At 34.5% G+C, this 18,969-nt stretch carries 17 protein-coding genes and 2 riboswitches; all 17 genes read left to right on the top strand.

Going from position 1 to position 18,969, the window contains the following annotated elements; all coding sequences use genetic code 11:
• Positions 1–7: 7 nt before the first annotated feature.
• The 17 genes from ftsW (at position 8) to HALSAC_RS0104650 (ending at position 18,964) form a co-directional block, all read left to right on the top strand.
• Positions 8–1,123, top strand: a complete 1,116-nt coding sequence (ftsW, locus tag HALSAC_RS0104735) for a putative lipid II flippase FtsW (RefSeq protein ID WP_027339303.1) — start codon at positions 8–10, stop codon at positions 1,121–1,123.
• Positions 1,124–1,136: 13 nt separating this feature from the next.
• Positions 1,137–2,252 carry an undecaprenyldiphospho-muramoylpentapeptide beta-N-acetylglucosaminyltransferase gene (gene murG, locus HALSAC_RS0104730; protein ID WP_027339302.1) on the top strand — a complete coding sequence of 372 codons (1,116 nt, stop codon included), beginning with the start codon at positions 1,137–1,139 and terminating at the stop codon, positions 2,250–2,252.
• Positions 2,253–2,507: 255 nt separating this feature from the next.
• Positions 2,508–3,413, top strand: coding sequence for a UDP-N-acetylmuramate dehydrogenase (murB, locus tag HALSAC_RS0104725; protein ID WP_027339301.1), 906 nt, complete (start codon positions 2,508–2,510; stop codon positions 3,411–3,413).
• Positions 3,414–3,434: 21 nt separating this feature from the next.
• On the top strand, positions 3,435–4,685 hold the full coding sequence (gene murA, locus HALSAC_RS0104720; protein ID WP_027339300.1) for a UDP-N-acetylglucosamine 1-carboxyvinyltransferase: 1,251 nt from the start codon (positions 3,435–3,437) through the stop codon (positions 4,683–4,685).
• Positions 4,686–4,698: 13 nt separating this feature from the next.
• Positions 4,699–5,637: a D-alanine--D-alanine ligase gene (locus HALSAC_RS0104715; RefSeq protein ID WP_027339299.1), complete on the top strand. Its 939-nt coding sequence runs from the start codon at positions 4,699–4,701 to the stop codon at positions 5,635–5,637.
• 67 nt (positions 5,638–5,704) lie between these two features.
• Positions 5,705–6,412, top strand: a complete 708-nt coding sequence (locus tag HALSAC_RS0104710; protein ID WP_027339298.1) for a cell division protein FtsQ/DivIB — start codon at positions 5,705–5,707, stop codon at positions 6,410–6,412.
• 152 nt (positions 6,413–6,564) lie between these two features.
• Positions 6,565–7,854 carry a cell division protein FtsA gene (gene ftsA / locus HALSAC_RS0104705; RefSeq protein ID WP_027339297.1) on the top strand — a complete coding sequence of 430 codons (1,290 nt, stop codon included), beginning with the start codon at positions 6,565–6,567 and terminating at the stop codon, positions 7,852–7,854.
• A 25-nt stretch (positions 7,855–7,879) separates the two neighbouring features.
• Positions 7,880–8,980, top strand: coding sequence for a cell division protein FtsZ (ftsZ, locus tag HALSAC_RS0104700; RefSeq protein WP_027339296.1), 1,101 nt, complete (start codon positions 7,880–7,882; stop codon positions 8,978–8,980).
• Between the two features lie 152 nt (positions 8,981–9,132).
• On the top strand, positions 9,133–10,035 hold the full coding sequence (spoIIGA, locus tag HALSAC_RS0104695) for a sigma-E processing peptidase SpoIIGA (protein WP_027339295.1): 903 nt from the start codon (positions 9,133–9,135) through the stop codon (positions 10,033–10,035).
• A 45-nt stretch (positions 10,036–10,080) separates the two neighbouring features.
• Complete coding sequence (gene sigE / locus HALSAC_RS0104690) at positions 10,081–10,797, top strand: RNA polymerase sporulation sigma factor SigE (protein ID WP_035571424.1); 717 nt, start codon at positions 10,081–10,083, stop codon at positions 10,795–10,797.
• Between the two features lie 110 nt (positions 10,798–10,907).
• Complete coding sequence (locus tag HALSAC_RS0104685; RefSeq protein WP_027339293.1) at positions 10,908–11,222, top strand: hypothetical protein; 315 nt, start codon at positions 10,908–10,910, stop codon at positions 11,220–11,222.
• A 222-nt stretch (positions 11,223–11,444) separates the two neighbouring features.
• Entirely contained in the window at positions 11,445–12,476 is a 1,032-nt protein-coding gene (locus HALSAC_RS0104680; RefSeq protein WP_027339292.1) for an FAD:protein FMN transferase, read from the top strand.
• Between the two features lie 86 nt (positions 12,477–12,562).
• A riboswitch (cobalamin riboswitch) is annotated at positions 12,563–12,726 on the top strand.
• Between the two features lie 184 nt (positions 12,727–12,910).
• Positions 12,911–13,828, top strand: a complete 918-nt coding sequence (locus HALSAC_RS0104675) for an ABC transporter substrate-binding protein (RefSeq protein WP_027339291.1) — start codon at positions 12,911–12,913, stop codon at positions 13,826–13,828.
• Between the two features lies 1 nt (position 13,829).
• The gene (locus tag HALSAC_RS0104670) at positions 13,830–14,813 is read left to right on the top strand and encodes a FecCD family ABC transporter permease (protein ID WP_027339290.1); all 984 of its coding nucleotides are present in this window, start codon (positions 13,830–13,832) and stop codon (positions 14,811–14,813) included.
• A 33-nt stretch (positions 14,814–14,846) separates the two neighbouring features.
• On the top strand, positions 14,847–15,611 hold the full coding sequence (locus tag HALSAC_RS15080) for a heme ABC transporter ATP-binding protein (RefSeq protein WP_051412082.1): 765 nt from the start codon (positions 14,847–14,849) through the stop codon (positions 15,609–15,611).
• Positions 15,612–15,847: 236 nt separating this feature from the next.
• Positions 15,848–16,747 carry a mechanosensitive ion channel family protein gene (locus HALSAC_RS0104660; protein ID WP_027339289.1) on the top strand — a complete coding sequence of 300 codons (900 nt, stop codon included), beginning with the start codon at positions 15,848–15,850 and terminating at the stop codon, positions 16,745–16,747.
• Positions 16,748–16,756: 9 nt separating this feature from the next.
• Positions 16,757–17,006: riboswitch (cobalamin riboswitch) on the top strand.
• A 161-nt stretch (positions 17,007–17,167) separates the two neighbouring features.
• A complete protein-coding gene (locus HALSAC_RS0104650) occupies positions 17,168–18,964 on the top strand; it encodes a TonB-dependent receptor plug domain-containing protein (protein WP_027339288.1) in 1,797 nt (598 codons plus the stop codon).
• The last annotated feature ends 5 nt before the right edge of the window (positions 18,965–18,969 follow it).

The following is an 18,969-nucleotide window of genomic DNA, read 5'->3' as shown; positions in this document are numbered from 1 at the left end:
TGATTTTATGTTACAGCGAAAGTTTAGGCAAGCCAAATCTCCTGATTTTTTTATGTTTTTTGTTTTGATAACTTTATTGGGGATTGGAGTTGTAATGGTCTTTAGTGCAACTTCAATATCTGCTTATCAAACTTATGGTGACAGTTTTAGGTTTTTAAAGAGGCAATTAGGCTGGTCTGTTGTTGGAGTTACTACTATGTTATTTGTAATGAAGATTGATTATCATAAATATTTAAAGTGGGCACCTAAATTTTTACTTCTAAGTATAGTTCTTTTGATAGTCCTTTTGATTCCTGGCGTGGGTAGAGAGGTTAAAGGGTCTACTAGGTGGATAGTTCTAGGTCCACTTCCTCCATTGCAGGTTTCTGAGGTGGCAAAGGTAGCTATGGTAGTTTATGTGGCTAGGTATATATCTTTAAAGGATCAGAAAATGAAGAAGTTTTGGGGAGGCTTATTACAACCTTTAGTTATTTTGGGGGTAGTTTTTGGGTTGATCATGCTACAACCTGATTTAGGAACGGCTGTAACTATAGCTGGAACCATAATGGTTATGTTTATAGCTGGAGGTGCAAAGATATTGCATATTGGTGGTCTAGGTTCTTTAGCTGTACCTGGAATATTTTATATGATTATAACAGAACCTTATAGGCTAAGAAGGCTATTATCATTTTTAGATCCCTGGGAGGATCCTTTAGGAACTGGATTTCACATTATACAATCCTTATATGCTCTTGGTTCAGGAGGGTTGTTTGGAGCTGGATTGGGTAAGAGCAGGCAGAAGTTCTTTTATTTACCTGAGCCTGGGACGGATTTTATTTTTTCGGTTTTAGGAGAAGAGTTGGGCTTTATAGGTATATTTACAGTAATAGCTCTTTATTTCTTGTTTGCTTGGAGAGGGTTACAGACTGCTTTATATGCAGAAGATTTATTTGGAAGTATGCTTGCTGTAGGAATAACGACTATGATCACCTTACAAGCTATTATTAATATGGCAGTTGTAAGTGGTTCTATGCCTGTAACAGGGATAACTTTGCCATTTATTAGTTATGGAGGATCATCTCTGGTCTTTATGTTGATTGGTGTAGGTATACTGTTAAATGTGTCTTGCTATACTACTAATTAGGGGTGACTGATATATGAAAGTATTAATTTCGGGCGGAGGAACTGGGGGTCATATCTACCCTGGTTTGGCCATTGCCAAAGCTATTGAAGAGAGATATGAAGGTGCAGAAATTTTATTTGTAGGAACAGAGATTGGATTAGAGTCTGATATAATTCCTAAGTCAGGGTATAAATTAAAGACTATCAAAGTATCAGGTCTACCTAGGAAGGTCTCCTTTAAATTGGTCAAGTCAGTTTTAGAGAGTGGATTGGGCTTTATTCAGGCTAAGAGGATAATCAAGTCTTTTAAACCTAATATAGTTATAGGTACTGGAGGGTATGTATGTGGTCCTGTTGTTTTAGCAGCATCTTTAAAAAAAGTTCCTACATTAATTCATGAGCAAAATGTTTATCCAGGCATAACAAATAAATTACTTGCCAGGTTTGTAGATAAGGTTGCCCTAAGTAATATTGATGCCAAGAAATATTTTTGTTCACCTCAAAAGGTAGAGCTGACCGGTAACCCTATTAGAGGAGAGATTCTGACTAAGGATAAGGCTGAATCTTATAAAGATCTTAATTTGGATAAAGATAGAAAGGTGATTTTAGCTTTTGGTGGTAGCCGGGGGGCTAAAAGTATTAACGAGAGTCTTTTGTATCTATATCCTCAAATTCGAAATTCAAATCTTCAACTGCTCCATATTACCGGTAAGGAAGGTTTTGATGAAGTTAAAGATAAGGCTTTGGAGTTGGGAATAAATATAGAAGATCAAGGGAATATTAAAGTTAAACCATATCTTTACAAGATGTCGGCTGCTTTAAAAGTGGCTGATCTAGTAATATCCCGTGCAGGGGCAACAGCTTTAGCTGAAATTACAGCCTGTGGGATTCCTTCTATATTGATACCTTATCCCTATGCTGCTGAGAACCATCAAGAACATAATGCAAGGTCATTAGAAAAGAAGGGGGCTGCAAAGGTTATTTTAGATAAGGACTTAACTGGAGAAGGGCTTTCTTCTATTGTTAATATGATTCTTGAAGATGAAAAAAAACTTTTACAAATGTCTAAGACAAGTAAAGATTTGGGCCAACCCCACGCGATAGATAATTTGATTGCTTTGGTTGAGGAGCTGGTGAGCTATGAGCTATGAGCTTATGAGCCAAGACCTTTAGATCTTTAGCACAAAGCACTCAACAACTAGGACAAGTTTTTTATTAACAGATTAAATTCTATTTGCATATTATGGGGTGTACTTTGATTTAATTGACAATTGGGAACATAGAATGTAAAATTTACAATTGTAAGCTTAAAATCAAGGAGCTAGCCCCTATTATTTATTTTTATAAATAATTCTAATTTTTAATATCTTTTCGAGTTAAACTAGAAATATAGGGGTGTTGAGAAAATGGAAGGAGTTCATAAGGTTGCTATTAAAAAGTTGACAAAGGGAGAGGTATTAGTTGATGAACCTTTAAAAAATCATACCTACTTTAAAATTGGTGGCCCTGCTGCCATCCTTGTGATACCTGAAGATGTTGGTGAATTAAAGGAGCTGATTACATATCTTTATCAGAATCAAATTCCTTATAGAGTTATTGGAAGAGGAAGTAATCTCTTAATCAATGATGCTGGTCTATCTGAAGTAGTGATTAAATTAACTAGGATAAATAAAAAAATAAGATTTGCTGGAAATAAGGTAAGAGTAGGAGCAGGAGTCTTGCTACCTAAGTTGGCCCTTGAAGTTGCTAAGAAAGGATTAAGTGGTCTAGAGTTTGGAATTGGTATTCCTGCTACTGTTGGTGGTGCTACTTTTATGAATGCTGGAATTGGTGATTTAAGATCTATTGGGGATTTGCTATCTAGGGTTAAAATAATAAAGGAAGATGGAGAGATTAAATGGTACTTAAGTGAAGAGTTAGAGTTTAGTTATCGTAGAAGCTCTTTTCAAGGTAATAACGATATAATATTAGAGGTAGAGCTTATTTTAAAACCTGGTAATCTTAAAGAGATAGAAGAAGAGATGAAGGATTTAATTAATAAGCGCAAGAGAAGTCAGCCAATTTCTAAACCAAATGCAGGTTGTATCTTTAAGAACCCTAAAGGAGATTCTGCTGGAAGATTGATTGATCTTGCCGGAGGAAAGGGTTTGAAGGTAGGGGGGGCTGAGGTCTCTTCTAAGCATGCTAATTTCATAATTAATTCTGGTGAAGCTACAGCTAAAGATGTAGTTGAGTTGATCTCTAAGATAGAGGATCTTGTTTATCAGAAATTTGGTGTAAAGTTAGTTAGGGAAGTAAAGTATTTAGATTAAATTATTAGGAGGTGAGTAAAAGTGGGAAGATTTTTAATTGAAGGTGGTAAGAAGCTTGAAGGTGAAGTTAAGGTTAGTGGAGCTAAGAATGCAGTTCTACCAATCTTGGCTGGGACTGTCTTAAGCCAAGGTGAGTGTCGAATAGGTAGGGTTCCTAAACTGCGTGATGTTAAGGTAATGAAAGAAGTCTTAGAGTCCTTAGGGGCTGTTGTTAAAGAAGAGAATGATGAGATGGTTGTAGATAGTTCAAATTTAGATTCCTATGAGATAGCAGATTCTTTGATGAGAAAGATGAGAGCCACTGTCTTTTTAATGGGCCCTTTGGTTGCTCGCTTTGGTCAAGTGAAGATTTCTCAGCCAGGTGGTTGTAGTATTGGCCCAAGACCAATAGACTTGCACCTGAAGGGATTGAAAGCTTTAGGTGTGGAGTTTGTACAAAAACATGGTTGTTTAGAGGGTAAGGCTAAAAACCTAAAGGGAGCAGAGATACATCTAGATTTTCCTAGTGTAGGTGCAACAGAGAATATTATGATGGCAGCTACTAGGGCCAAAGGGAAGACGGTAATCTATAATGCTGCTAGAGAACCTGAGATAGTTGATCTACAAAACTTTTTAAATAGGTTGGGGGCCAAAGTCCGTGGAGCTGGAACTGATGTTATCAAGATTAAGGGGGTAGATAAGTTAAAATCTATTGACTATCAAGTTATCCCTGATAGGATTGAGGCAGGAACTTTCTTAGTAGCTTCTGCTATAACTAAAGGAGATTTAATAGTTAATGATATAATACCTGAGCATATTGAATCTGTTATTGCAAAGTTAGTTGAAGCTGGAGTTAATCTTCAAGTAGATGGGGATAAGATTAGAGTTAAAGGAAATATTAGTTGGGATGGAGTAAATATCAAGACACTACCATATCCAGGATTTGCTACTGATATGCAAGCGCAGTTGATGACTTTCTTATCTATTGCTAAGGGTACAAGTGTAGTTACTGAAACAATCTTTGAAAATAGATTAAAGCATGCTGATGAACTCAGAAGAATGGGGGCAAATATCAAGATAGAAGGAAATTCTGCTATTGTACAAGGTGTTAATAAGTTATCTGGTACAACCGTAGAGGCTACCGACTTGAGAGCTGGAGCTGCTTTAGTTTTAGCTGGATTGGCAGCTGAAGGTGAGACGATAGTAGAGAATATATATCATATTGATCGCGGGTATGAAAGGTTAACAGAGAAGCTATCTAATTTAGGTGCTCAGATATCTCGTACAGATTAGGAGGAGATTTGTAGTGTTAGAGGATAAGAAGATTGGAGTTATTAGAGGGGGTAGGTCAGCTGAAAGAGAGATCTCTTTAAAGACCGGTAAAGCAGTTCTTAATGCATTAAATGCTAGAGGATATAAAGTTTTCGATTTAGATCCAGCTTATAATTTACATAGTAGTTTAAGGAATAAAGATATTGATCTAGCTTTTATAGCATTACACGGACGTTATGGAGAAGATGGGACTATACAAGGATTATTAGATATTGAAGGTATACCTTATACAGGGTCAGGAGTTCTCTCTAGTGCATTAGCCATTGATAAGGTAATGTCTAAGAGATTATTTGAGCAACAAGGCTTAGCAACCCCGAGGTTTAAAACCTTAACCTCTAAGGATTTAGAAAGAGATCTCTTGGCTTTAAAAGAGGGGTTGATTAAAGAATTAGAACTTCCAATAGTAGTTAAACCTGCTTTAGAAGGTTCTAGTATAGGTTTATCGATTGTCCATAAAGATGAAGATTTAATAACTGCTATAAAAGAGGCTTTAAAACACGATGTAGAGGTTTTAGTTGAGGAGTTTATTGAAGGTAGAGAGATAACTATAGGTATCTTAGGAAATGAAGATCCTCAACTCTTACCGATAATAGAGATAAAGCCTAATGAGGGGGTTTATGACTTTAATGCTAAGTATACTAAAGGAATGACTGAATTTGTTATCCCAGCTTCTTTAGATAAACAAGTTTATAAAAAATCTGAAGATTTGGCTCTACAAGCATATAAGGTATTAAGGTGTAGAGGTATGGGAAGAGTAGATCTTATGATCAGTAAGCAAGGAGAACCTTATCTTTTAGAAGTTAATACAATTCCTGGTATGACTGAAACAAGTCTTTTGCCTCAAGCAGCTAAGTCAGCAGGGATAGATTTTGATCAATTGGTAGCTAAGATATTGGAGTATGCTTTAGATTGATTTAAGGTCAAGAGCTAATTTTAATTAGCTCTTGACCCTTATCCTCTTTAAATAGTGGGGTGATAATTTGGACAAGCAGCAAAGTATTTATCTTATCTCTTTTATCTTATTATTGATAATAAGTATAATATCATTTATAAACTCTAATTATTTTGAAATTGAGCATATAAAAGTAGTTGGAAATAATCTTTTGAAGAAAGATTACCTTATAAATTCTTTCGATATAAAAGGAGAAAATTTATTAAGGGTTAATAGTAAGAATTTAGCAAATGAGATATTGGAATTACCTGAGGTTAGAGGAGCTTCTATATCTAGATCTGTACCTAATAAATTAGTTATAGAAATTAATGAAAGAAGGCCTATTGGAATGGTAGGTGGAAAAGCTCCTTATCAGATCATAGATAAAGATGGTTGGATATTAGCAACTTCTAATAATTTATCTTTAAGTAAATTCCCTCTCTTTATGGGGGTTGATAGATCCCAAGATGGGAAGAGGGTGGAATTAGAAGATGACTTCAAATTGGTAGTTGATTATCTAAGTCAACTACCGGATTGGATTTTAGATGAAGTTTATCAAGTGGAGGTTTTTGCTAATAGTGGAATAGAACTTTTTTTACGTGATAATATTAGGGTTAAACTGGGGTTGGATTTTTCTGCTAAGAGTAAAAGTGATATATTCATAGCAGTTTATAGCGATATTAAATCCAAAAGAGTAGATGTGGATTATATTGATTTAAGGTATGAGAATAATATAATTGTAAAATTAAAGGAATGAATTTTTTTAGAAAATATTGATATTAAAAAAGGGGATCTAATGTATTTGTTGAAAATAATATATAAAAAGGACTCTTAAAATTTATTTTTATTGATAATAATATTTTATTAATAATAAAATAAAAGGAATTGCTAAAGAAGGGGGGGCATCTAGTGGCGCTTAGGAATATAGTTGCTGGTATTGATATAGGGACGACCAAAGTGTGTACTATTATTGCTGAAATGAAAGATGATAAAAAAGCTGAAATAATCGGAATTGGTACTAGCCCTTCTACTGGTTTGAAAAAGGGTGTGGTAGTTGATATAGATGATACAGTCTCTTCTATTGAAAAGGCTGTAATTAAGGCTGAAAGAATGGCAGGTGTAGAGCTAGAGTCGGTCTTTGTAGGGGTTTCTGGCTCACATATTTCATCTATTAATAGCCCTGGTGTAGTCGCAGTAAGAGGTGAAGATAAAGAAATAACTAGAAATGATATTGAGCGTGTTATTGATGCTACTAAGATAATATCTATTCCTCCAGGGCGTGAGATTATTCACGTTCTGCCTAGGAAATTTATTGTAGATGGATGCAAAGATATTAAGTATCCATTAGGGATGTCAGGAGTTAGATTAGAAGCAGAGACCCATATCGTGACGGGATCTGTAACATCCATACAAAATCTAGTTAAAAGTGTTCATCAAGTTGGTCTTGGTGTTGAAGGGATAGTATTACAACCTTTGGCAGCAAGTAAGGCTGTACTATCTGCTAGTGAGAAGGATTTGGGAGTTGTTTTAGTTGATGTTGGGGGAGGGACAACGGATATAGCCATCTTCAAAGATGGAAGTATTTGGTATACGTCTATTTTACCTGTAGGTGGTGACCATGTTACAAAAGATATTGCTTTAGGACTGAGAACTCCTAGTAACAATGCTGAAAGAATAAAGATACAATATGGATGTGCCAGTGCTGATTTAATTGATGCTGAAGAGAAGATAGATGTTTTGGGTACATGTGGAATGAAGACAAGGTCTATTTCAAGGGGACATTTATGTGATGATATTATTGAACCAAGGGTTGATGAAATCTTTAGCTTGGTTAAACAGGAGATATCTAAAGCAGGTTATGATGGAATAATTCCAGCAGGAGTAGTAGTGACTGGAGGAGGATCTTTATTAGAGGGGATTCCAGAATTGGCTTCTAAAAAGCTTGGTCTGCCTGTTAGGATTGGTGTTCCTGATAATATAAATAGCCTTTTAGAGTATTTAGATGGATCTATTTATGATATTGGTGAAGGTTACACCCAATTTTCTGAAGATAATGGAGCAATCTTCTCTACTGGTGTAGGATTAGTTCATTATGGAGCAGAGGTATTTCAAAATGATTCAATAAAGGATAAGGGAGAAGAACAGCTGATAACTGATTTTTTCGATAAGATCAGACAGTGGTTTATAAGTAAATTCTAATAAGAGGTAGTAAGGAGGATGACTGATGTTCGAATTCGGTTCTGAAATGGAGCAGTTTGCAAATATAAAAGTGGTTGGAGTAGGTGGCGGAGGAAATAATGCCGTTAATAGAATGATAGAGTCTGGATTAAATGGTGTAGAATTTATTGCTGTTAACACTGATGGTCAAGCCTTAGTATCATCTCGTGCAGAGGTAACTTTAAAGATAGGAGATAAGCTTACTAATGGACTAGGTGCAGGGGCCAACCCTGAGATTGGACAAGAGGCTGCTCGTGAGAGTAAGGAAATGATTGCTGACGCTTTAGGTGATTCAGATATGGTATTTATAACTGCTGGTATGGGTGGCGGAACTGGAACAGGAGCTGCGCCTGTAGTGGCTGAGATTGCCAAGGAAGCAGGGGCATTGACTGTTGGAGTTGTAACTAAGCCCTTTACTGTAGAAGGGCGTCAGCGTATGCAGAAGGCCCAAGGTGGGATTGAGGAGTTAAAAGGGAAGGTAGATACCCTAATTATAATTCCTAACGATAGATTATTGGATGTTGTAGAGAAGCAGACAACTTTAATTGATGCTTTTAAGACAGCTGATGATGTTTTAAGGCAAGGTGTTCAAGGTATATCTGATTTGATTACTATTACCGGACTAATTAACTTAGACTTTGCTGACGTTAAGACCATTATGACGGATGCTGGATCTGCTCTAATGGGAATTGGAAATGCAACTGGTGACAATAGAGCTGCTGATGCGGCTAAGGCTGCTATTGCTTCTCCATTACTAGAAGCTTCAATAGATGGTGCTAAAGGTGTTTTGCTTAATATTACTGGAGGTAGAGATTTAGGCTTACATGAGGCTAATGAAGCTGCTAAGGTGATCTCTGAAGTAGCTGATCCTGAGGCCAATATTATATTAGGTACAGTTGTGGATGAGAATCTAGAGAGTGAAGTTAAAGTTACAGTTATAGCTACAGGTTTTGATGGTGGTGGATCTAAAAGCCAAGAAAAAGAGAAAGTTGTAAAAGAGGAAGAGGTTGAAGAAGAGACTCTAAAGAGAGATGATCTAGATATAAAGCCTTTTTCTAATGATGATTTAGATATACCGGCTTTCTTAAGGAGAAATAGAAAATCATAAAATTAATCTCGATGCCCAAGGGGTATCGAGATTTTTTTATTTCGACATCAATTTACTAAAGTAGATTGATTAATATAATTTAAATCAAAATTTTTAGTTATATTTTAATTTTGGATTAATATAATCTTTAATAGGGGGAATAAGGTGATGAGATGAGGTTAGTAGTTTATTTGGATTTACTGGCTATTATAAATTTAATAATGAATTATTTGATAATTTGGGCAACCGCTAAGTTGTCAGAGTTAGATTATAGTATCTGGAGGCTATTACTAACTTCTATAGTAGGAACACTTTATACTATTATGATTGTTCTGCCAGGCTTTGCTTACTTAAATAATATATTCTTTCATTTTTTAATATCTATAATTATGATCTTAGTAGCTTTTGCACCATTAAAAAGAGAGTACTTTATGAAAGTAGTAGGTTACTTTTATTTAATAACCTTTGTTACTGCAGGAGCAATATTAGCACTTTATAATCTAACTGGAGGTAGTCCTTTAGATAGTTTGGCCCAAGTATTGAATATATCACCAGACAATATGTGGATTATAATTATGGGTTTTTTAATAATTATTATAATAGGTAAATTTGGTTGGATGTTAATTCAACAAAGATTTTTACCAGATAATTTTTGTGTACCTATTATAATTAATTTTAATGATTGTTTTTTAAAGGTTAAGGCTTTAGTTGATACAGGCAATCAATTAGAGGATCCTTTGACAAGAGTTCCTGTTATAGTAATAGAGATAGAGGCTATGCTTGATATATTGCCAGATAAAATAAGTTCTTCTTTTTATAAACATGGATTAGATTTTACTAGTATATTAGATGATATGACAGATACACCTTGGTCTAATAGGTTTAGGATAATTCCATTTTCATCACTGGGTAATGAGAATGGGATGTTGGTTGGTTTTAGGCCTGATAAGGTTACAGTAGTTACCAAAGAGGAGATAGTTACAACAAAACGAGTGATTATTGCTTTACAGAATCAAAAGTTTGACAAAGATAATAGTTATCAGGCTCTATTAAATCCAGATATATTTAAGGGATAATAATCTTATAAGGGGGAGATTAATTTGGGTTCTGCGTTTATACAGATGAGATTAAGATTCAGGTTATATTTTATTAAGTTATTACAATTTATAGGTCTTTATAATGCTAAGAAGGTGTTTTATGTTGGTAATAGTGAGGCATTACCACCACCTTTATCTAATAAAGAAGAGGAATATCTTTTATCAAAGTTAGAGAAGGGTGATGGTGCAGTTAGAAGCGTTTTAATTGAAAGGAATTTAAGGTTAGTAGTTTATATAGCAAGAAAGTTTGATAATACAGGAATAGATATTGAAGACTTAGTTTCTATAGGGACTATAGGTTTAATCAAGGCTGTTAATACCTTTGATGTAAGTAAGAAGATCAAATTGGCTACTTATGCTTCACGTTGTATTGAGAATGAGATACTGATGTATTTAAGGAAGAATAATAAAAAGAGGTCAGAGATATCTTTTGATGAGCCATTAAATGTTGATTGGGATGGAAACGAGCTAAAGTTATCTGATGTTTTAGGAACAGAGATAGATTTGATTTATAAGTATATAGAAGAAGAGGTAGATAAGGAATTACTATTGGAGGCTATGGATAATCTAACTAATAGAGAAAAGAAGATAATGATCTTACGTTTTGGTTTGCAAAAAAACAAACAAGAGTTGACTCAAAAAGAGGTAGCAAATATCTTGGGTATATCTCAATCTTATATATCAAGATTAGAAAAGAGGATTATAGGTAAGCTGCAAATTGAAGTGGATAAGATGAAATAATGTCACTAGCTATTGACTATTAGATATCAAAAAACTATTAAGTTATTTAACCTTTAACTTTAGCCAATAGTTAGCAATAAATTAATGGATAAAAAGGAGAATGATTATTAATGAGAGTTTCTGCAAATGAAATAAGTACAACTGATGAATTGATGAAAGAATTTTTTGGGATGCATGAAAAGATGATTTATAATATTACTGAAAAGGTTAGATATGAGATGATTTATAAATTTTTAAAGAGTAAAGGAGCTACAGAGGAGAAAATAAGCAAGTTTAGAGAAAGTAATACTATGGTTTTGAAGCTTGCTGGAGATAATTATCTTATTCCAAATAAGGTATTTGATGAATTAGATAAGCAGTGGGTAGATAAGTTAAAAGAGAAAGAAGGTATTTCATTAAATAAAGAGAAAATAACAACCCTTTAAAGGGTTGTTATATTTTTATAATACTATAGTATTTAGTTTTTAAGGAGAAAAGATATCTGCAATGGTATTACTGGAATTTAGAATTTAGGTTGCATAGAGGTCAAAGTTGTCTTATAATTAGTGTAGCTATGTTATTTTTAGTTGGATTTTTTATTATAATTTTACTGTAGTCAAAGCAATCTTATAATTAAATTAATTATTAAACTAGTCAGGAGGAAAGGTATGATTTTTAAAAATAAGATAATATTAACATCAATATTAGTAATAAGTATCTTTTTGGTAGGTTGTTCAACTGATCAAAGTATTACAAGTTCAGATACAAAGTATCTAATGGGAACTAGTGTTCAGATTAGGGCTCACGGGCCAAAGGCTGAACAGCTTTTAGAGAAGTCCTTTGATATTATATCCGATATTGAGTATAAAATGAGTATGAATATAGAAGGTAGTGATATCAATAGGCTTAATCAAGCTGCTGGTAAGGAAGGTGTTTCTGTTAGTGATGAGACTTATTATGTAGTCAAAGAGGCAATTGAGTATGCTAGATTAACTGAGGGAGCCTTTGATCCTACTGTTGGCCCGCTTGTTAGATTGTGGGGGATTAATACAGATGAGGCAAGAGTCCCAAGTCAAGAGGAGATAGATGAGACTTTAGAGTTGATTGGTTATAATAAAGTAGAGTTTAACGATGAGAATAATGAGATTTTCTTGACTAAAGAGGGGATGAAGATTGATGTTGGAGGTATAGCCAAAGGTTATGCGGCCGATAAAGCTGTAGAATTTTTAAGAGACAATGGGATTAAGAGTGCTTATGTAAATATGGGTGGAGGTGTAACAACTCTAGGTGCTAGAGAAGATGATAATCCTTGGAGGGTTGGTATTCAAGACCCTAGAGAGCCTAGAGGTGAGGTTCTAGCCATTGTAAATTTGATGGATATGTCAGTGGATACCTCTGGTGATTACGAAAGGTACTTTATCGAAGATGGGGTTAGATATCATCATATCCTAGATACTAATACCGGTTATCCAAGTGATATGGGGATTATAAGCTCTACTATTGTAACTCCAAAGGGGCTAAAAGCAGACTCCTTATCAACCGCTATTTATAACTTAGGTTTAGAAGAAGGAATGAGGTTGATAGAGGAGATAGAGGGTGTAGAGGGAATTATAGTTACTGATGACAATAAGGTTTATATCAGTTCTAATCTAGAGGAAGAGGTTAACTTAGTTAAAGAAGAAAAGTATCAGCTTCAGTAGTAGAGCAGTGTAAAGTTTACAATGTACAGTATACAGTTAAAGATCAAGATATTTGAAATCAAAAGCCTTGTACCCTGTAGGGAAAAAATTAAATATCGCTATTAGGTGCCTTTGGTTAATGCCAAGGGAGAATAGGGAATCAGGTGAAAATCCTGAGCGGACCCGCCACTGTAACTAATTAAGAGTAGTTGACACTATCAGCTGTTTTTAAGTTGGAAGTCAGGAGACCTGCCTAATAGTCTGTACATATTTACTATCTTCGGGAAATAAGATAGAGCCGTTGGCCCTAACTATATCCTTATGTAGTTGGGGCTTTTTTATAGTGTAAAGTTTACAGTTTATAATGTACGGTTAAATATTGTTAAAGTTGTTTAAGATATTTAATTGTCAACTGAATACTGTAAATTTTAAACTAAGAAGAGGGAGTGTTAATTATGTTAAAAAGAATTACTAAGGTAAGTACAGTTACTTTGATTTTAGTTATAGTATTGGCTTTAAATGTTGAGGCAAGTGATGAGTTTCCAATTAGTATAGTAGATGATTTGGGGAGAGAGGTTGTAATCAATAGTAAAGCAGAGAGAGTAGTCTCTTTGGCGCCAAATATTACAGAGATATTATACGCTTTAGGTGTTGAAGATAGAATTGTTGGGGTCAGTGAAGTTTGTGATTACCCTGAAGGTGTTGAAGAGAAGGCGAGGGTAAGCCATAATAGTTTGGAGTCGATTTTGGCCCAAGAACCTGATGTGGTAATTGGAGCTGGAATTACCCCTAAGGAAGTTATAAATAGCTTAGAAGATTTAGGGGTATATGTTTTAGGTTTTGCTCCAGAGAGTATAGATCAAACTTTAGGGAGTATAGAAAGGATAGGAGTTGCAATAGGTGATAGGCAAAGGGCCAACGAATTAAGTTCACAATTACAGAAAGAATTTAAGGAGATAAGTTCTAAAGTAGAAGAAGTAGTAGATGTTGAAGGAAGAGTTAAAGTGTTTTACGAGGTTTGGGAAGATCCGCTTTATACTGCTGGAGATAATACTTATATAGACGACTTAATAGTAAGAGCAGGGGGAGAGAATATTGGGGCAAAAGCTCAGGGTCCATGGCCACAATATAGTAAGGAAATGCTTTTAATAGAGGATCCCCAAGTTTATATAGCTACTTATGAAAGTAGTATAAAAGGGACAAGTGTAGGTGCTATAAAAGCAAGGAAGAATTATAGTGAAATTAGTGCTATAAAGGATGGAAGAATCTATATCTTTGATCCTAATATAATTAATCGATCTGGACCAAGGGTTATAGAAGCTTTAAGGTTATTTGTTGAAGCTATCCATCCCCAAATAAATTTGGAGGAGTAGGATGTTTAGAAGAAAAGAAGAAGTAGTTTTTTTAATATTATTTATGGTATTGGGATTTAGTATAATAATTGCGTTAAGTTCAGGTGTTGCTGGGATTTCCTTCTTAGATTTATTAAAAGGGGAGTTAAGTAGTATAGAGGAGACGATTCTGATAGATATAAGGTTACCTAGGGTAATTTTAGCTGGATTAGTAGGGTTGGCCCTAGCATCTTCTGGGGTTGCCTTTCAAGGTCTATTTAATAATGTTATGGCTGATCCGTATATAATTGGTATATCAGCAGGAGCTTCTTTAGGAGCTGTTATAGCCATTAATTTTGGTTTGGACTATTATTTTCTAGGAATAGGGAGTGTGCCTTTATTAGCTTTTTTAGGTGCTATCTTGGCTACCTTAGGTGTCTATACATTAGCTTGGAAGAATGGGAGGGTATCTATACCTGATCTCTTATTGTCGGGGGTGGCTATTAGTTTCTTTCTTTCTGCTTTAGTGTCTCTTCTTATGATTGTTGATACAAATAGTCTTCAGAAGGTATTCTATTGGTTGATGGGAAGTTTAACAAGGGGGAGTTGGACAGAAGTAAGAATGATTTGGCTTCCTATTTTGATTGCTTTCTTTATATTATATTTATATGCCGATAAGTTGAACATAATATTATTAGGAGAAGAGAATGCCCTTTATTTAGGTGTCAATGTTGAAAGGGTTAAGGTGATAATTTTAATTTTAGGATCTTTGCTTACAGGAACTGCTGTTGCTGTAAGTGGTGTAGTTGGGTTTATTGGTTTGATGGTTCCTCATATTATGAGATTGATAGTTGGGGCCAACCATAAGATACTTCTGCCTGCTGCAGCCTTAGGTGGTGCTTCTTTTCTGATCTTGACTGATACTTTAGCTAGAACTATTCTTGCACCAACTGAGATCCCTGTTGGGATTATAACTGCCCTTTGTGGGGGCCCTTTCTTCTTGTATCTACTGAGAAAGAGGAATTAAGAATTAAAAATTAAGAATTGAGGATTGAGAATTATGAATATAGTAGAGGTTGAAGATTTGACTTTTTCTTATGGTGAGGAGAAGATATTAAGAGGGGTTAATTTTAAGGTTTCTAAGGGCGAGATTTTTGGGATTATCGGGCCAAATGGGTCGGGTAAGTCTACTTTATTAAAGCTATTGGCTAGAGGAATGAAGGGTTATAAGGGGAAGATCAGCCTCTTAGCTAAGGATTTAAACTTTTATAAACAAAAGGATTTGGCTAAAAGAGTAGGAGTTCTGCCCCAAAGGACAGAGGTTAGCTTTAATTTGAGTGTAGAAGAGGTTGTAGAGATGGGTAGGCATCCCTATGTCAGTAGATGGCGGGGGATGAGAGAAGAGGATATGGATATTGTTCTTCAAAGTTTAGAAACTACCAATACATTATCTTTAAAGGATAAGAGTATTAATGATATAAGTGGTGGGGAGAGACAGAGAGTTCTCTTAGCTAGAGTGTTGGCCCAAGGTCCAAATCTATTGTTATTAGATGAACCGACTTCTGCTTTAGATATTAATTATCAATTAGAGATCTTCTCTCTATTAAAGAAGCTTAAATCTGAAGGAAGAACTATAATAATTATACTTCATGATTTGAATCTAGCTAGTAATTTTTGTGACAGGGTACTCCTATTAGATAAGGGAAATGTAAAGAGTATTGGAGAACCCAAAAAGGTTATCACTTCTGATAATATAAAAGATGTTTATGGTTGTAAAGTCGGAGTAGAACTTAAAGATGATAATTTTTATATAGTTTATGGGTAAGAGGTAAGAGCAGTTGATAGTTGACAATTGATAATTGATAGTTTTAAGATCAAGGTCAAGGGCAAGGGCAAAGATCAAGGATAGAGGCACCTTTGAAATTGGGATCGCATAAGATGTTTTTGGTCTTTAAAACATCGAAGGCACCTTTGAAATTGGGATCGCATAAGATATTTTTGATTTTTTGCTGATGGATGATAGCAGACGCCTGAAGGCTAAGGTTGAAAGGGGGATATTTATTGAATTATTTTGATTTTAACGATCCTTTTGTACAGAAAATTTTAATATCAGTTGGTGTTGTTTTATTAACGTACTTAATTGCTATCTGGATAATTAGGCTGATTAATAAAAAGATTGAAGATTATAAGCACCGCCATCAAGCTAGAAGGTATACATATTATCTAAGTACCCTATTAACTATAATTATTATCATTATTATCTGGGCAGATCAATCAGAGGCTATAACTACTTATATTGGATTTCTATCAGCTGGATTGGCGTTGGCCCTTCATCAGGTCTTGCTGAATATTGCAGGATGGCTTCTATTAATTCTAAGACGTCCCTTTGATTTAGGAGACAGGATAGAATGGGATGAGATTCGTGGTGATGTAATAGATATAAGAGTCTTTTATACTACTTTACTTGAAGTGGGAAACTGGGTAGAAGGGGATCAAAGTACAGGAAGGATGGTCACTATCCCTAATAGTTCTATATTTTCTGACCCATTATTTAATTATACTAAGGGCTTTGGTTCAATCTGGAATGAACTCAGATTTAAGGTTACCTATGAGAGTGACTGGGAGAAGGCCAGGGAGATAATTTTAGATATTGGTTACCAAAGGAGTAAAGAAGAAGTACAATCAGCAGCTAAAAAAAAGATAGATAAGATGAGCAAGTCTTATATGATTAAATATGGTAAATTAACACCAATTACCTATATTGACATTAAAGAAAGTGGTGTTCAGATTACATTAAGATACTTAACTTCTGTAAGACAGAGAAGGATGATAGAAAATAATATTTATGAAGAAGTTTTGAAGGCTTTTTCGGATGAGACTAATATTGAGTTTGCTTATCCAACTAGTAGAGTTTATCGAAGAAATGAAGAGATTTGTATGGTTGATAATTTTGAAGGTTGATTATAAATAAAATTTAATAGTTAATTAGGTGCCCTTTGTTATGGCTAAGGGAGAATAGGGAATCAGGTGAGAAGCCTGAGCGGGCCCGCCACTGTAACCGAGTAAAAGCAGTTAACAATGTCCAGTTGATAATTGATAGTTAAGAACAAAAACTAAAATTTATTAATAGTTTTGCTTTGAACTACTAAATTATACTTTATCAACTATCAATTGCTTTTAAGTTGGAAGTCAGGAGACCTGCCTAATTAATATATAACTACATCCTCGATGGCAAGGAGGTGGGAACTTTGTATAGGTATAAGTATGTCTATATATGCAAAGATCCTTAATCTCGGTATTGAGATTAAGGATCTTTATAATTTGATAAAAGGAAAATTAGTATAACAGGAAATTATAAAAATAATAAATTGGAGGAGAAAAATGAAAAAGTTAACTATTATCTTTACATTAATATTCAATCTTTTAGCAGTATCAAATGTCTTGGCAGAGGAGGTAGAGGAAAGTTTCTTTATTTTTGAGGAGGTTGTAGTTACCGCTTCTCGTTATGAGGAATTACTTTCAGAGACCTTTACTAGCATTGAAATAATTAGAGAAGAAGAGATTAGAGAGAGAAGTGTTGAGAATGTAGGGGATTTATTAAGAGATGTATCAGGGGTAAATATTAATGATAATGCTGGGGCTTCTGGTGTGAAAACAATATCTATACGAGGTTCTGCTTCAGAGCAAGTATTAGTCTTAATTGATGGGCAGCCGATTAATGAAGTTCAAGGTGGAGGGATTGATTTAAGTCTTATACCTATAGAGCAGATTGAAAGGATTGAAGTGCTTAAAGGGCCAGCCTCAGCTATTTATGGGGCCAACGCTTTGGGTGGTGTAGTTAATATAATTACTAAAAGGGGTACTTTAGATAGTCAAACAACCATTAAAGCAGGTTTTGCTTCCTTTGATACTCAAAGTTATAATCTAAGTCATTACAATCAGCAGGGAGATTTGGGTTATAGTTTAAATTTGAATAAGAAGAGTTCTGATGGTCATCGTGAAAATAGTGATTTAGATCAAAAAAACTTATTTGTCCGTTTTGATTATCCGTTAAGTGATTCTATAGATACAAGGTTATCTATTCAATATGATAAGGCTGATAAGGGAGTTCCTGGTTCTATTCAATCGGCTAGTCCAAAGGCTAGGCAGAATGATGAACTCTTGAATCTAAACTTCCAAGGTAAAAGAAGAACTGATAATAGTGATTTTAAATTAACTTTACATTGGAGATCAGATGAAAGAGATTATAAAGATCCTACTTGGTCAACAGATGATAATCATAAAAGAAGAAGAAAGGGAGTTAACTTTAATCATAGATTTTATCTTCAAGATCATACAATTGTTTATGGGTTGGACCTTGAAGAGCAGAAAGTTGATAGTACAGCTTATAATGAAATTTATCAATTAACAAATCAAGCAGCTTTTATTCAAAACAAATGGAGTTTGACTGATGACTTTATCTTTAATTTGGGAACTCGTTATGACCGACATGAAGAGTATGGTTCTAATTTAAGTCCACGAGTAGGGTTTTTATATAATTTAAACTCCAATCTTAGCTGGTATTCTTCAGTAGGAAAAGCTTATAGAGCACCTACTTTTGATGATTTATATTGGCCTGATTCGGGAAATCCAGATTTGAATTCAGAGATTTCTAAATCTTATGAGAGTGGTCTTCGGTATATAGGGGATAAAACAAAATTAGACTTTGGAGTTTTCTATAGCCATATGGACGATATGATAGCCTGGGTTCCTAATCCAACTGATGAAAATCCATGGAGGTGGACTCCTGATAATATTGATTCCGCTAAAATTAAAGGTATAGAATTATCTTTTGATAAAGATTTAAGTGGTTCTTTATATTCAAACTTTAATTATACTTATTTAGATGCAAGGGATGGAGATAAAGAAAGGTTAGCTAACAGACCTTATCATCGGGCTAATCTAGGTTTGTCTTACAATAATAAAGGAACAATAGTTAATTTAAGCAATAGGTTGGTAGTTGGGAGAAAGGATTTGCCAAGTTATTATCTAGCAGATTTTAAGATTTTAAGAGAGTTAACTAGTAATGCTGAAATTTTCTTTGGAGTCAATAACCTCTTTGATCGTGAGTATGAAGTTCAAGCAGGTTATCCAATGCCAGAGAGAAATTATAAAGTAGAATTAATTAAAAGGTTTTAGATAAA

The organism is Halonatronum saccharophilum DSM 13868, assembly GCF_000517025.1.
Taxonomy (GTDB): domain Bacteria; phylum Bacillota; class Halanaerobiia; order Halobacteroidales; family Halobacteroidaceae; genus Halonatronum; species Halonatronum saccharophilum.
Note: the sequence above shows the minus strand (reverse complement) of the source record. Positions and strands in the feature narration are given on the sequence as shown.

Coding starts and splice junctions, on each gene's coding strand:
- ftsW (WP_027339303.1), top strand. CDS start 8: ATGTTACAGCGAAAGTTTAGGCAAGCCAAATCTCCTGATTTTTTTATG.
- murG (WP_027339302.1), top strand. CDS start 1,137: ATGAAAGTATTAATTTCGGGCGGAGGAACTGGGGGTCATATCTACCCT.
- murB (WP_027339301.1), top strand. CDS start 2,508: ATGGAAGGAGTTCATAAGGTTGCTATTAAAAAGTTGACAAAGGGAGAG.
- ftsZ (WP_027339296.1), top strand. CDS start 7,880: ATGTTCGAATTCGGTTCTGAAATGGAGCAGTTTGCAAATATAAAAGTG.
- spoIIGA (WP_027339295.1), top strand. CDS start 9,133: ATGAGGTTAGTAGTTTATTTGGATTTACTGGCTATTATAAATTTAATA.
- sigE (WP_035571424.1), top strand. CDS start 10,081: ATGAGATTAAGATTCAGGTTATATTTTATTAAGTTATTACAATTTATA.
- HALSAC_RS0104685 (WP_027339293.1), top strand. CDS start 10,908: ATGAGAGTTTCTGCAAATGAAATAAGTACAACTGATGAATTGATGAAA.
- HALSAC_RS0104680 (WP_027339292.1), top strand. CDS start 11,445: ATGATTTTTAAAAATAAGATAATATTAACATCAATATTAGTAATAAGT.
- HALSAC_RS0104675 (WP_027339291.1), top strand. CDS start 12,911: ATGTTAAAAAGAATTACTAAGGTAAGTACAGTTACTTTGATTTTAGTT.
- HALSAC_RS0104670 (WP_027339290.1), top strand. CDS start 13,830: ATGTTTAGAAGAAAAGAAGAAGTAGTTTTTTTAATATTATTTATGGTA.
- HALSAC_RS15080 (WP_051412082.1), top strand. CDS start 14,847: ATGAATATAGTAGAGGTTGAAGATTTGACTTTTTCTTATGGTGAGGAG.
- HALSAC_RS0104650 (WP_027339288.1), top strand. CDS start 17,168: ATGAAAAAGTTAACTATTATCTTTACATTAATATTCAATCTTTTAGCA.